Annotated in this window: 15 protein-coding genes; 8 read left to right on the top strand and 7 right to left on the bottom strand. The window is 68.5% G+C overall.

What is annotated here, in order from left to right; translation table 11 throughout:
* Window positions 1–140: 140 nt before the first annotated feature.
* Entirely contained in the window at window positions 141–383 is a 243-nt protein-coding gene (locus PMI01_RS22895) for a hypothetical protein (RefSeq protein ID WP_007674875.1), read from the top strand.
* 49 nt (window positions 384–432) lie between these two features.
* On the opposite strand, the gene dnaQ is transcribed toward PMI01_RS22895, so the two are convergent.
* The 5 genes from dnaQ to PMI01_RS22870 are packed head-to-tail and all read right to left on the bottom strand — an operon-like array spanning window position 433 to window position 4128.
* Complete coding sequence (dnaQ, locus tag PMI01_RS22890) at window positions 433–1149, bottom strand: DNA polymerase III subunit epsilon (RefSeq protein ID WP_007674873.1); 717 nt, start codon at window positions 1147–1149, stop codon at window positions 433–435.
* A gap of 6 nt (window positions 1150–1155) precedes the next feature.
* Window positions 1156–1779 carry a dephospho-CoA kinase gene (gene coaE, locus PMI01_RS22885; RefSeq protein ID WP_007674871.1) on the bottom strand — a complete coding sequence of 208 codons (624 nt, stop codon included), beginning with the start codon at window positions 1777–1779 and terminating at the stop codon, window positions 1156–1158.
* Window positions 1776–2639 (bottom strand): shikimate dehydrogenase, encoded by an 864-nt coding sequence (gene aroE, locus PMI01_RS22880; protein WP_007674870.1) that lies wholly within the window; start codon window positions 2637–2639, stop codon window positions 1776–1778. The genes coaE and aroE overlap by 4 nt, the downstream gene beginning before the upstream one ends.
* On the bottom strand, window positions 2636–3229 hold the full coding sequence (locus PMI01_RS22875; protein ID WP_007674869.1) for a Maf family protein: 594 nt from the start codon (window positions 3227–3229) through the stop codon (window positions 2636–2638). Before PMI01_RS22875 ends, aroE begins: the two co-directional genes overlap by 4 nt.
* Complete coding sequence (locus PMI01_RS22870) at window positions 3226–4128, bottom strand: pyruvate, water dikinase regulatory protein (RefSeq protein WP_007674868.1); 903 nt, start codon at window positions 4126–4128, stop codon at window positions 3226–3228. The genes PMI01_RS22875 and PMI01_RS22870 overlap by 4 nt, the downstream gene beginning before the upstream one ends.
* 445 nt (window positions 4129–4573) lie before the next feature.
* Between PMI01_RS22870 and hemE the strand changes: the two genes are divergently transcribed.
* The 4 genes from hemE to rho all read left to right on the top strand — a co-directional run bounded on the left by hemE (window position 4574) and on the right by rho (window position 8816).
* Window positions 4574–5617 (top strand): uroporphyrinogen decarboxylase, encoded by a 1044-nt coding sequence (gene hemE, locus PMI01_RS22865; RefSeq protein ID WP_007674867.1) that lies wholly within the window; start codon window positions 4574–4576, stop codon window positions 5615–5617.
* Window positions 5614–6660, top strand: a complete 1047-nt coding sequence (hemH, locus tag PMI01_RS22860; RefSeq protein WP_007674865.1) for a ferrochelatase — start codon at window positions 5614–5616, stop codon at window positions 6658–6660. The genes hemE and hemH overlap by 4 nt, the downstream gene beginning before the upstream one ends.
* A complete protein-coding gene (locus PMI01_RS22855) occupies window positions 6657–7124 on the top strand; it encodes a CopD family protein (RefSeq protein WP_007674863.1) in 468 nt (155 codons plus the stop codon). Before hemH ends, PMI01_RS22855 begins: the two co-directional genes overlap by 4 nt.
* Before the next feature lie 270 nt (window positions 7125–7394).
* Window positions 7395–8816 (top strand): transcription termination factor Rho, encoded by a 1422-nt coding sequence (rho, locus tag PMI01_RS22850; RefSeq protein WP_007674861.1) that lies wholly within the window; start codon window positions 7395–7397, stop codon window positions 8814–8816.
* Between the two features lie 189 nt (window positions 8817–9005).
* On the opposite strand, the gene PMI01_RS22845 is transcribed toward rho, so the two are convergent.
* Window positions 9006–9971, bottom strand: coding sequence for a quinone oxidoreductase family protein (locus tag PMI01_RS22845; protein WP_007674859.1), 966 nt, complete (start codon window positions 9969–9971; stop codon window positions 9006–9008).
* A gap of 4 nt (window positions 9972–9975) precedes the next feature.
* Window positions 9976–10671, bottom strand: coding sequence for a dienelactone hydrolase family protein (locus PMI01_RS22840; RefSeq protein WP_007674857.1), 696 nt, complete (start codon window positions 10669–10671; stop codon window positions 9976–9978).
* Window positions 10672–10787: 116 nt separating this feature from the next.
* On the opposite strand from PMI01_RS22840, the gene PMI01_RS22835 reads away from it, so the two are divergent.
* The 3 genes from PMI01_RS22835 to PMI01_RS22825 all read left to right on the top strand — a co-directional run.
* Window positions 10788–11045, top strand: coding sequence for a DUF6489 family protein (locus PMI01_RS22835; RefSeq protein WP_007674856.1), 258 nt, complete (start codon window positions 10788–10790; stop codon window positions 11043–11045).
* The gene (gene mnmE, locus PMI01_RS22830; protein ID WP_007674855.1) at window positions 11042–12385 is read left to right on the top strand and encodes a tRNA uridine-5-carboxymethylaminomethyl(34) synthesis GTPase MnmE; all 1344 of its coding nucleotides are present in this window, start codon (window positions 11042–11044) and stop codon (window positions 12383–12385) included. Before PMI01_RS22835 ends, mnmE begins: the two co-directional genes overlap by 4 nt.
* Window positions 12386–12551: 166 nt before the next feature.
* Window positions 12552–12798 (top strand): FAD-dependent oxidoreductase (locus PMI01_RS22825; RefSeq protein WP_007674854.1); only part of this gene is annotated, 247 nt, incomplete at its 3' end.

Below are 12798 nucleotides of genomic sequence, written 5' to 3'. Positions count from 1 at the left end.
GTCCACGCCGAAACGCAAACACTATCCTCACGGTCATCCGGGCTGGGCCCGGCCGCTCCGCGCCTCCTCACCCCCTCGTCGCGAAAGCCCGAGGTCGAACAACCGTGTCCGCCGCAAACCTTCCAGGAACGGAGAACCCCATGCCCAAGTCCAAACCGCCCCGTCGCCGCAAGATCCGTCGCGGCAACGACCTTCGCGTGCTGATGATCGAGAGCGCCCGGCACGCGCTGCTGCTGAACGACGCGTTGTTGGCCAAGCTCGACGAGGTTGTCAGCCGAACGCCGCCGGGTCGGCTAAAGACCCACTTGCTGACGCTGCGGACGGAGGTGAAATCGCATCGGCCGGGCCTGCTGGAAAGCCGGGCCGACGCCATGGCGCCGTAGGGTGGTGAGCATTCCGATCGGGGACATGCACTTGTGCGTGTCCCCGGCCTTAGCCCTCGGCGACGATCCCGACGCCGAACTGCAGCCAGACGGCCTTGTCCTTGAAGTTCTTCTGGACGAAGGCGGCGTGGATCAGGCGCTCTTCCTCGGTCGAGCGCGGGGCCAGCGGCCGGGGCCGCGAACCGTAGGAGCCCTGCCGCGCGGCCGAGACGGCGTTGACCGCCACCACCTGGGTCAGCTCCAGCGCCCGCTCCTTGCCGCCCTGCAGCTCGAGATAGACTTCGGCCAGCAGGTGGGCGTCGATCAGCGCCCCGTGCTTGTCGCGGCTGTCGAGGCTGATCTTGAACCGCTTACACAGCGCGTCGAGCGAGTTGTACATGCCCGGGAAGCGCTTCTTGGCCATGGCCAGGGTGTCGATCCAGCGACTCTCCGGCAGCGGCCCGCGGTTGCACTTCTCCAGCTCGAAATTGACGAAGCTGCGGTCGAAGGCGGCGTTGTGGGCGATGACCGGCGCGTCGCCGACGAACTCCAGGAACCGGTCGGCGATCTCGTGGAACTTCGGCTTGCCGGTCAGGAACTCGGACGACAGGCCGTGGACCTTCTGGGCCTCGGCCGGCATGTCGCGCAGCGGGTCGCAATATTCGTGGAACGACCGCCCGGTGGGCATGTAGTCGACCACCTCGATGCAGCCGATTTCCACCAGCCGGTCGCCGGTCTTCGGATCGAAGCCGGTGGTTTCGGTATCGAGGATGATTTCCCGCGCCATCCGATTTCAATGAGCCGCTTCGTCGCCGCCATCAAGCGCGGGCGGCGTCCGCAACCGCGACAGGAGGTCGCGAACCTGTTGATGGGCGTGTTCCAGGCTCTGTCCGGTGTCGATGACGAAGTCGGCGCGGGCGCGCTTCTCGGCGTCGGGCGTCTGGCGGGCCAGGATGGCCTCGAACTTGGCCGCGTCCATGCCCGGCCGGGCCAGCACCCGCTGGCGCTGCAGGTCGGCCGGGGCCGAGACCACCACCACCTTGTCGACCTTCTTGTCGCCGCCGGTCTCGTAGAGCAGGGGGACGTCCAGCACCACGATGTCGGCCCCGGCCTCGACGGCGGCTTCGAAGAACCCGGCGCGGTCGGCGCCGACCAGCGGATGGACGATGGCTTCCAGGGCCTTCAGGGCCTCGGGCTTGCCGACCACCCGCTGGCTCAGCCGGGCGCGGTCGATCGCCCCGTCGACCACGACGCCGGGAAAGGCCGCCTCGACCGGCCCCACCGCCGCGCCGCCGCGGGCGTAGAGCGCGTGGACGGCGGCGTCGGAATCGTAGACCGGCACGCCCTCGGCGACGAACATCTTCGACGTCGTCGACTTGCCCATGCCGATCGATCCGGTCAGGCCCAGGACGATCATCCAGCCGCCTCGCCCAGTTGGGCCAGGGCGAGGGCGCGGACATCGACGCCAGCCGGCGGCGCGGCGCCGAAAAAGGCCTCGAAACTCGGAACCGCCTGGCGCAGCAGCATCTCCAGCCCGTCCACCGTGCGGCGCCCGGCCTGTTCGGCGCGTTGCAGGAACTGCGTGCGCAGCGGCTTGTAGACCATGTCCATGACCACGGCCGTCTTCGGGGTCAGCTCAAGGCGCGCCTCCGGGCCCGGGCCGCCGCCGAGGCCCAGCGAGGTGGCGTTGATCACCAGGCCCGCCCCGGCCAGCAGGGTGTCGAGCTCGCGGTCGGAGGCCGCCTCGACCACGCCGCCGATCGTCCGGGCGATGGCCTGGGCCCGGGCCACGGTGCGGTTGACGATGCTGACCCTGGGCGCGCCGGCCAGGGCCAGGGCGGCGGCCGCGCCGCGCGCCGCGCCGCCGGCTCCGAGGATCACGACCGGCGCGGCCGTCAGCTCGAAGCCCGGGGCTTGCACGGCGATCGCCTCGATCAGGCCGGGCCCGTCGGTGTTGTCGGCGACGATCGTCCCATCGGCTTCGAACACCAGCAGGTTGGCGGCGCCGGCCAGCCGGGCCAGGTCGCTGCAGCGGTCGGCGCAGGCCAGGGCCTGCTCCTTGAACGGGATGGTGACGTTGAGCCCGCGGATCGCCCCGCCGCGCAGGCCTTCGACGAAGCTTTCGAACTGCTCCTCGCCCGGTCCGAACGGCACGTACGCCGCGTTCAGCCCGGCGGCGGCGATCCAGGCGTTGTGGATCACCGGGCTCATCGAGTGGCGGACCGGCCGGCCGCAGATGCCGGCGACGGTCGCGGCCCCGGTGATGGTGGCGCTCATGCTTGGAGGACTCCGTGCAGACGCAGGAAATCGAACAATCGGGTCACCGGCAGGCCGAGGATGCCGAAATAGTCGCCCTCGACGCGGTCGAACAGCTGCGCGCCCTCGCCCTCGAGCAGGTAGCAGCCGACCGACCACAGGATGTCGGGGCTGTTGCGGTCCAGGTAGCCGTCCAGCCAGGCGTCGCTGAAATCACGGACCGTCAGCTTGGCGGTCTCGACCACCCGCCAGATCGGCTGGCCGTCGCGGGCCACCACCACGGCCGAATGCAACTTGTGCGCCTTGCCGCGCAGTTGCAGCAGGCGTTCGCGAGCGGCCTCGACGGTGTCGACCTTGTCCAGCAGCACGCCGTCCAGGTCCAGGGTCTGGTCGGAGCCGATCACCAGGCCGGACCGCTTGGTCGAGACCTTGAAGGCCTTCATCTCGGCCAGGGCGTCGGCGACGTCGCGCGGCGTCGCGCCCTCGGCCAGCAGGCCGGCCTTGGCCGCGTCCTCGTCGACACCGGGCGACACGGCCTCGAAGGCGACGCCGGCGTTGCGGAGGATCGCCTGGCGGGTGGCGCTGGTCGAGGCCAGGGTCAGGGCGGTCAACCCAGCACCTCGACCTGGCCGCGGCCGCCGGACAGCAGATTGATGATTGCCGCGGCGGTCTCCTCGACCGAGCGCCGGGTGACGTCGATGATCGGCCAGCCCATCTTCTCGAACAGCCGGCGGGCGGCGATGATCTCGGCCCGCACCGCGTCGGTGTCGATATAGTCGCTCTCGCGGTTCTCCTTCAGCGACAGCAGACGGTTGCGGCGGATCTGGATCAGCCGCTCGGGCGAGGTCATCAGGCCGACGATCAGGGTGTTCTTCAGCTGGAACAGCTCCTCGGGCGGCGGCCGTCCCGGCACCAGCGGCACGTTGGCCGCCCGCACGCCGCGATGGGCCAGGTAGATGCAGGTCGGGGTCTTCGACGTGCGCGACACCCCCACCAGGATCACGTCGGCCTGGGTCAGGTCCTGGCCGCCCTGGCCGTCGTCATGGGCGATGGCGTAGTCCAGCGCCTCGATCCGGTCGAAATAGTCGTTGTTCAGCGCGTGCTGGGCGCCCACCCGGGTCGAGATCCGCGCGCCCAGATAGCGCGACATGGCGTTGACCACCGGGTCGAGCGCGGCGATGCACGGCATTTCCAAGCGGCGACAGCCTTCCTCCAGCGCCGCGCGCAGATTGGGGTCGATGATGGTGTGCATCACCACCCCCGGCGCGCCGCCGATTTCCTCGAGCGCCCGGTCCAATTGGCGGGTCGAACGCACCAGGGCGTAGATGTGCTCGATCGGCAGGATGTCGGTGAAGCGCGCGCAAACCGCCCTGGCCATGGCGTTCAGGGTCTCGCCGGTGGAGTCCGACACCAGGTGGATATGGAAGTAGGTGGCGAACCTCGGCGCGGCGCGTTCGCCCTCAGCCGAGGCGGTTTCCTGTGGATCATCCGTTAACGGTTGCTTAACCACTCGCTTGGCCTCTGGGGATGAGCGGGGGTGAATCCCGCGCCGTTACGGCTTGACCGGCCACCCCTGTGTTAAACGGTCACGTTGACTCCGGACAATCCCCAGTCTCGGATTGCTTGCACAAGCCGTGAAATCTCGTTTCCCCCAAACGCGGGATGAGTCCGCGCTCATGGTTACGCCGCCATTCACCATCTTAACGTTCCATTAGTAATTTCGAAGGGCTAGCGGACTGTCCCCATAGTTCACAGGCTCGGACCCACATGTGGGCCAAGCTGGGATGGATACGAAATGGGCAGGGGGCATGGTGCGCCGCAACGGGGTTTTCCCCGTTAGGCACTTGCTCACCATCTCCTACAAACTTCCTTAAAATCTTCTTAAAGATAAGAAGAAGGGCCTCCGGGGAGATACGGGCTTGAGCCCACGGGCCTGACGGGATTTAAGGCCCATCATGACGACGTCCTCGATCTTCCCTGGCCAAAAGCCCAAGCTCCTTTCCGTCCTGGATGGTCAGACCGCCGAGCGGCCGCCCGTGTGGTTCATGCGCCAGGCCGGACGCTATCTGCCGGAGTACCGGGCGGTGCGGGCCACCGAGCCGACCTTCATCGATTTCTGCCTGAACCCGGAGAAGGCCGCAGAGGTCACCCTGCAGCCGATGCGCCGGTTTCCCTACGACGCCGCCATCGTCTTCGCCGACATCCTGCTGATCCCCCAGGCCCTGGGCCAGAAGGTGTGGTTCGAGGCGGGGGAGGGCCCCAAGCTGGGCGAACTGCCGTCGATCGAGTCGATGGCCGAACGGACGGGCCAGGCCGGCCAGGCGCTGGGCGCGGTGGGCGAGACCCTGAGCCGGGTCCGGGCCGCCCTGGAGCCGGACCGGGCGCTGATCGGCTTCGCCGGCGCGCCGTGGACGGTGGCGACCTACATGATCGAGGGCGGTTCCAGCGACCGTAGCGGCGCGCGGACCTTCGCCTATCTGAACCCCGAAAAGCTCGATCGCCTGATCCAGGTGCTGATCGACGCCACCGTGGACTATCTGGCCATGCAGGCGCGGTCCGGCGCCCAGGTGCTGAAGCTGTTCGAGAGCTGGGCCGAGGGCCTGTCCGAACCGCAGTTCGAGCGCCTGGTGGTCAAGCCGCACACGGCCATCGTCGAGGGCCTGCGCGCCAGGGGCGTGACCACCCCGGTGATCGGCTTCCCGCGTGGGGCCGGAACCCTGGTCGAGACCTACGCCAAGGCCGTGCCGGTGCAGGGCGTGGCGCTCGACACCCAGGCCTCGGCGGCGCTGGGCCAGTCGATCCAGAAAACCAAGACCATCCAGGGCGCGCTGGATCCCCTGTTGTTGCGCGCCGGCGGCGACGCCCTGCTGGCCCGGGTCGACCAACTGCTCGAGCAGTGGGCCGGCGGCCCCTACATCTTCAACCTTGGCCATGGCATTCTGCCCGACACGCCGATCGCCCATGTCGAGGCGGTGCTGGCCCGGGTCACTGGTAAATGACCCAGCGGAAGATCGCCGTCGTCCTGTTCAACCTGGGCGGACCCGACGGTCCGGACGCCGTGCGGCCTTTCCTGTTCAACCTGTTCCGCGACCCGGCGATCATCGGGCTCCCGGCGTTGCTGCGCTATCCGATCGCCGCCCTGATCGCCGGCGGGCGGGCCAAGCTGGCCAAGGAGAACTACGCCCTGATGGGCGGTGGCTCGCCCCTGCTGCCGGAGACGGAAAAGCAGGCGCGGGCGCTGGAGGCCGACCTGGCCGCGCGCTTCCCCGAGGCCGAGACCCGCTGCTTCGTCGCCATGCGCTACTGGAAGCCGCTGACCGACCAGACCGCCAAGGCCGTGAAGGCCTTCGTCCCGGACGAGGTCGTGCTGCTGCCGCTCTATCCGCAGTTCTCGTCGACCACGACCGGCTCGTCGCTGAAGGCCTGGAAGCGCGCCTATCGCAAGGGTCCCGGCCGGGTCTCGACCGTCTGCTGCTACCCCACCGACGACGACTTCATCCAGGCTCACGCCGACCTGATCGCGGCGGCCTATGACAAGGCCGGCCGGCCGGGTCCGGCGCGACTGTTGTTCTCGGCCCACGGTCTGCCGGAAAAGGTCATCGAAGCCGGCGATCCTTACCAGCGACAGGTCGAGGCCACCGCCGCGGCCGTCGCCGCCCGGCTGGGCGAGGGCTGGGACTGGCGGGTGACCTACCAGAGCCGGGTCGGGCCGATGAAGTGGATCGGCCCTTCGACCGAGGACGAGATCAAGGCGGCCAGCGCCCAGGGCCTGGCCCTGGTGGTGACGCCAATCGCCTTCGTCTCCGAGCATATCGAGACCCTGGTCGAGCTCGACCATGAATATCGCGAAGTGGCGTTCGAGGCCGGTTGCCCGGTCTATGTCAGGGTTCCGGCCCTGGGCGTCGCGCCAGGCTTCATCCATGGCCTGGGCCGCGTCGTCCAGGACGCGCTCGCCTCGGCCGCTCCCGTGGCCGCCGCCTGCGCCTGGCGCTGCGGCGGCGATCGCATCCAATGTCCCAACCCGCAAGGAGCCCGGGCGTGATCGACTTCCTGGTCGCCAACTTCAACCTGATCCGCGGGCTGCACATCGTCTTCGCGATGGCCTGGATCGCCGGGATGCTGATCCTGCCGCGGCTGTTCGTCTACCACATGAAGTCCGAGCGCGGCTCCGAGATGGACGCCGTGTTCAAGCTGGCCGAACTGCGGACGATGAAGATCATCATCAATCCGGCAATGATCCTGACCTTCGCCATGGGCCTGTTGCTGATCCTGGCTAACAGCCAGATCCGTGGCTGGAGCTTCTTGGCTCAGCCCTGGATGCTGACCAAGCTCGCCGCCCTGCTGTTCCTGTTCGGCTGGCACGGCTTCATGTCGAAGTCGCGCCGGCTGTTCGCCGCCGACCTGAATACCCGCAGCGAGAAGTTCTGGCGGATGACCAACGAGCTGCCGTTCCTGGCGGCGATCGTCATCGTGCTTTCGGTGACGACCAAGTTCCTCAATCACTGACCTCACCGCCGCCATCCTCCCGCCCCGCTTGACCCGGCGGGCCGCTTGTGGTTCCCATCCACCCAGGCGCGGCGCCCAGGCTCCGCGTTCCCGCCTTTCACGGGCTGGCGCTCGTCCTGATGCGCCCCCGGAGCCCGGCTCCGAAGCCCGTTCCCCGCATCGATACGCGCCGTCGTCATGGCGCGAACCCTCGGCGCTCTCCAGCGACGAGCAAGCAAGAACCAAGGCTCGGCTCGCACCTTCGCGGGCCGCGCGACGTTGAGTGTCACTATGACCGATCAAACTGAAAACCAGACCGAGACCGCCAACGGGGCCGAAGAGCCCATCGTCGATACGACGACCCTGGCCGCTTCGGTCGACCCGCAAGGCGACGACGCCGCCGGCGACGACGACTCCGAAGTCGGCGCCACGGTGGCGGCGATGGGCCTGAAGACCATGTCCCTGCAGGAGCTGAAGGAGAAATCCCCGGCCGACCTGCTGGCCTTCGCCGAGACCTTCGAGGTCGAGAACGCCAATTCCATGCGCAAGCAGGACATGATGTTCGCGATCCTCAAGACCCTCGCCGAGGAAGGCGTGGAGATCTCGGGCTCGGGGACCATGGAAGTGCTGCAGGACGGCTTCGGCTTCCTGCGCTCGCCGGAAGCCAACTATCTTCCGGGTCCGGACGATATCTATGTCTCGCCCTCGCAGATCCGCAAGTTCGGCCTGCGCACCGGCGACACCATCGACGGCGCCATCCGCGCGCCCCGCGAAGGCGAGCGCTACTTCGCCCTGACCGGCGTGGCCCTGATCAATTTCGAGAGCCCCGACAACGTCAAGCACAAGGTCCACTTCGACAACCTGACGCCGCTCTATCCCGAAGAGCGCCTGCACATGGAACTGCCCGATCCGACCATCAAGGATCGTTCGGGCCGGGTCATCGACATCGTCGCCCCGCTCGGCAAGGGCCAGCGCTGCCTGATCGTCGCCCCGCCGCGGGTCGGCAAGACGGTGATGCTGCAGAACATCGCCAAGTCGATCGAGACCAATCACCCCGAGTGCTACCTGATCGTCCTGCTGATCGACGAGCGTCCGGAAGAAGTCACCGACATGCAGCGCACGGTGAAGGGCGAGGTCATCGCCTCGACCTTCGACGAGCCGGCGACCCGCCACGTGCAGGTGGCCGAGATGGTCATCGAGAAGGCCAAGCGCCTGGTCGAGCATAAGCGCGACGTCGTCATCCTGCTGGACTCGGTGACCCGTCTCGGCCGCGCCTACAACACCACCGTCCCGTCGTCGGGCAAGGTGCTGACCGGCGGCGTCGACGCCAACGCCCTGCAACGCCCCAAGCGCTTCTTCGGCGCGGCGCGCAACGTGGAGGAGGGCGGTTCGCTGTCGATCATCGCCACCGCCCTGATCGACACGGGCAGCCGGATGGACGAAGTGATCTTCGAGGAGTTCAAGGGCACCGGTAACTCGGAAATCGTCCTGGACCGCAAGGTCGCCGACAAGCGCATCTTCCCGGCCATCGACGTGCTGAAGTCCGGCACCCGCAAGGAAGAGCTGATCACACCGCGCGACCAGCTGCAGAAGACCTACGTCCTGCGCCGCATCCTCAACCCGATGGGCGCTTCGGACGCCATCGAGTTCCTGCTCGAGAAGATGCGCCAGTCGAAGACCAACGGCGACTTCTTCCAGTCGATGAACACTTAAGGTCGCCACGGCGCCAGATTGTCGCACGTGAAACATCGAGGGCGGCCGGTGCGAACCGGCCGCCCTTTTTTATTCCTCCCCCTCTGGGGGAGGTGTCGGCGAAGCCGACGGTGGGGGGAGGGTTACTGAGGTCGGAGTTACCCCCCACCGACCTGCGGTCGCCTCCCCCACAGGGGGAGGACCTAATGCCTACGGAATCAGCAGCGTCGCCCCGGTCGTCCGCCGACCCTCCAGCGCCTCGTGCGCGGCCTGGGCCTGGGCGAGCGGGAAGGTCTGGCCGATGTCGATCTTCACCGCCCCCGACTCCAGCGCCGCGAACAGCGCCGCCGCGCTCTCGTCCAGTTCCTCCGTGGTGGCGATGTAGTCGAACAGTCGCGGCCGGGTCAGGAACAGCGACTTGCCCGACAGCTCCAGCGGGGCGATCGCCGGCGCGGGACCGGAGGCGTTGCCGAAGGTGGCCAGCACGCCGCGACGGCCCAGGCTCTTGAGGCTGGCCTCGAAGGTGTCCTTGCCGACCCCGTCATAGACGACCGCGACGCCCTGGCCGCCGGTGATCTCCAGCACCCGGGCCGCGACGTCCTCCTCGCCATAGAGGATCACATGATCGGCGCCGTGCGCGCGGGCGAGGGCGGCCTTGGCCTCCGTGCCGACCGTGGCGATCACCGTCGCGCCCAAGGCCTTGGCCCATTGCACCAGGATCGACCCCACCCCGCCGGCCGCCGCGTGGATCAGCACGGTCTGACCCGGTTCGACCTTGTGGCAGCGTCGGACCAGGAACTCGGCGGTCATGCCTTTCAGCAGCACGGCGGCGGCGGTCTTCAGGCTGACCGAGCCTGGAACCTTCACGGCGCGGTCGGCGGGAACCACGGCGGCCTGCGCATAGGCGCCGAGCGTGCCGTTGTAGGCGATGCGGTCGCCGACCGCGAAGCGGGTGACACCATCGCCGACCGCCTCGACGACGCCGGCCGCCTCCAGCCCCAGCACCACCGGCGTCTTCAAGGGGTAGAGGCCGCTGCGGTGATAGGTGTCGATGAAGTTCAGCCCCACCGCCTGGTGGCGGACCAGGATCTGGCCGGGACCGGGCGCGGGGAGGGGAAGCTCGACGACCTCGAGCACCTCGGGGCCGCCGGTGCGGATCGCCTGTATGGCCAGCATCGGGTCAGCCCAGGTTCGACTTGAAGAACGCCAGGCTGCGGGCATTGGCGCTACCGGCGTCGGCCGCGTCGTAGTGCTCGCCGCCGACCCGGGCGAAGGCGTGGTCGCGCCCGGGATAGGTATGGATCGCGATCTGCGGATGATCCTTCAGCGCGCCGAGGATCACCTTCTGCGCCTCCTTCGGCACGAACTGGTCTTCCTCGGCGATGTGCAGCAGCAGGGGGCGGGCCAGCTTGTCGGCCTCGCCGACATGCTTCTCGATGCCGACGCCGTAATAGGCGATCGTCGCGTCGCTGTCGGTGCGGGCTGCGGTCAGGAAGGCCAGCAGGCCGCCGAGGCAATAGCCCACGGCGCCGACCTTGCCGTTGACGCCGGGCAGGGCGCGGACAACGGCCAGGGTGGCGGCGATGTCGGCGACGCCGGCGTCGACGTCGAAGGCGTTATAGAGTTCGAAAGCCTTCTTCCATTCGGCCTCGCTCTGGTCGGTGATGTCAATTCCCGGCTCGATGCGCCAGAACAGGTCGGGGCAGACGGCGACGAAGCCCTGGGCGGCCAGGCTGTCGCAGACGTCGCGCATCACCTTGTTGACGCCGAAGATTTCCTGGATGACCACGACCGCCGGAGCGGGGGTCGCCGAGGGGCGCGCCACATAGGCCGAAAAGGCGCCGTCCGGGGTGTCGATCGTGAGGGTCTCGCTCATTGGGGCGCTCCGTATCCGCAAGGCGTCGATGGGACTTTCGACCGAAGCGCTCTAACGTGGTCCGACGCGCCTGACGCATAACAATGTCGTGCCCTGCCTGTAGGGAACCAAAAACCATGAAGATGACGATCGAAATCGACTGCACCCCGGTGGAGGCCCGCGCCTTCCTGGGCCTGCCGGACGTGAGCGCTCTCAATGACCACCTGGTCAAGGAGATGCAGAGCCGCATGGACGCCAACATGGCCGCCCTGGCGCCGGAAGAGCTGATGAAGAACTGGATGGCGTTCGGGGCTGGGGCCCAGGATCAGTTCCGCAAGCTGATGACCGCGGCGGCCGGGGCGGCCGTGGGCGGCATGGGCGGCAAGCGCGAATGAACGACACGATCTACGCGCCGGCCACGGGCGCGGGTAGGGCGGCGGTGGCGGTGCTCCGGATATCCGGACCCCGCGCCAGCGATGCGGTGCGCGCCCTGGCCGGCGACCTGCCGACGCCGCGGCGCGCGGCGCTGCGTCAGTTGACCCACGACGGCGTGGCCTTGGATGACGCCCTGGTGCTGTGGTTCGAGGGACCCGCCAGCTACACCGGCGAGGACGCCGCCGAGTTCCACGTGCACGGCGGCCGGGCCGTCGTCGAGGCGGTGCTGGAGGCGCTGGCCGCCGAGGGGCTGCGCCTGGCCGAGCCCGGCGAGTTCACCCGCCGAGCTTTCGAGAACGGCAAGCTGGACTTGACCCAGGCCGAGGGTGTGGCCGACCTGATCGACGCCGAAACCCAGGCGCAGCGTCGCCAGGCGCTGGGCCAGCTGGGCGGGGCGCTGAGCGAGCGATACGAGGCCTGGCGTGGCCTGCTGGTCCAGGCCCTGGCGATGCTGGAGGCCGCCGTGGACTTTCCCGACGAGGCGCTTCCGGAGGACGTGGCGGCCCGCGCCCGGCCCGGCCTGGTGGCCCTGGAGGCGGAGATCGGCGAGGCGCTGGTCGACGCCGCGCGGGGGCGGCGGGTGCGCGACGGCTTCCGGGTCGCCCTGGTCGGGGCGCCGAACGCCGGCAAGAGCACCTTGCTGAACGGCCTGGCCGAGCGCGACGCGGCGATCGTCACCTCGACCCCGGGCACCACGCGGGACATCATCGAGGTTCCCCTGACCTTGGGGGGCTACAAGGTTCTCCTGGCCGACACGGCGGGTCTCCGGGCGACGGAAGACACCATCGAGGCCGAGGGGGTGCGCCGCGCCCAGGCCTGGGCGGCCGAGGCTGATCTTCGGCTCTGGGTCATCGACGCGGCGATGTTTCACGTGAAACAGGACGACACCTATGGCGTCGTCCGACCGGGCGACTGGGCGGTGATCAACAAGATCGACCTTGTCGACGACCATCGCCTGGAGGAGCTTCGCGTCGCCTTGGCGGGGCAGGGCCTGTCGATCGTCGAACTCGCCGCCCGCAAGCCTGGCGGGGCCGAGCTGGCGAGGACGGCGCTGGCGTCGCACGTGATCGAGGCCCTGTCCGGCGCTGAGTTTCCCGCCGCCACCCGCATTCGCCACGCCGAAAGCCTGACGGAGGCGCGAGGTTATCTGCGGCGAGCCCTGTCCGATGTGGGGCTGGAGGTGGAGCTTGCCGCCGAGGATGTCCGCCTGGCGGCGCGATCCTTGTCGCGCATTACCGGGCGCATCGATCCCGAGGATGTGCTCGATCGGGTGTTTTCGAGCTTCTGCATCGGTAAGTGATGTTCCACGTGAAACATCGCCTTGAACCATCCACAGGCTGATCACAGATGTGTCGGGGCTGTTTCACGTGAAACACCCGGGACCGACTCGCCGATCGAGTGAGTTCCACGTATAAGGCCAGTACGCCCCCGCCGCGACGGGGGCGTTCGCATTGAGGCGTGCAAGCTTGTCCAATATCTGGGATGTCATTGTCATCGGCGGCGGTCACGCCGGCTGCGAGGCCGCCTCCGCGTCGGCCCGGGCCGGGGCGCGCACTCTGCTGCTGACCCACAAGCGGGAAACCGTCGGCGAGATGTCGTGCAACCCGGCCATCGGCGGCCTGGGCAAGGGCCACCTGGTCCGCGAGATCGACGCCCTGGACGGCCTGATGGGCCGCATGGCCGACAAGGCCGGCATCCAATATCGGCTGGGGG

Origin of the sequence: Caulobacter sp. AP07, assembly GCF_000281955.1 — a bacterium.
Classification (GTDB): Bacteria; Pseudomonadota; Alphaproteobacteria; order Caulobacterales; family Caulobacteraceae; genus Caulobacter.
Note: the sequence above shows the minus strand (reverse complement) of the source record. Positions and strands in the feature narration are given on the sequence as shown.

Excerpts from the sequence above, each read along its gene's own strand:
- mnmE (WP_007674855.1), top strand. The coding sequence starts at position 11,042 with ATGAACGACACGATCTACGCGCCGGCCACGGGCGCGGGTAGGGCGGCG.
- coaE (WP_007674871.1), bottom strand. The coding sequence starts at position 1,779 with ATGATCGTCCTGGGCCTGACCGGATCGATCGGCATGGGCAAGTCGACG.
- hemH (WP_007674865.1), top strand. The coding sequence starts at position 5,614 with ATGACCCAGCGGAAGATCGCCGTCGTCCTGTTCAACCTGGGCGGACCC.
- PMI01_RS22840 (WP_007674857.1), bottom strand. The coding sequence starts at position 10,671 with ATGAGCGAGACCCTCACGATCGACACCCCGGACGGCGCCTTTTCGGCC.
- aroE (WP_007674870.1), bottom strand. The coding sequence starts at position 2,639 with ATGAGCGCCACCATCACCGGGGCCGCGACCGTCGCCGGCATCTGCGGC.
- hemE (WP_007674867.1), top strand. The coding sequence starts at position 4,574 with ATGACGACGTCCTCGATCTTCCCTGGCCAAAAGCCCAAGCTCCTTTCC.
- dnaQ (WP_007674873.1), bottom strand. The coding sequence starts at position 1,149 with ATGGCGCGGGAAATCATCCTCGATACCGAAACCACCGGCTTCGATCCG.
- PMI01_RS22835 (WP_007674856.1), top strand. The coding sequence starts at position 10,788 with ATGAAGATGACGATCGAAATCGACTGCACCCCGGTGGAGGCCCGCGCC.
- PMI01_RS22895 (WP_007674875.1), top strand. The coding sequence starts at position 141 with ATGCCCAAGTCCAAACCGCCCCGTCGCCGCAAGATCCGTCGCGGCAAC.
- rho (WP_007674861.1), top strand. The coding sequence starts at position 7,395 with ATGACCGATCAAACTGAAAACCAGACCGAGACCGCCAACGGGGCCGAA.
- PMI01_RS22845 (WP_007674859.1), bottom strand. The coding sequence starts at position 9,971 with ATGCTGGCCATACAGGCGATCCGCACCGGCGGCCCCGAGGTGCTCGAG.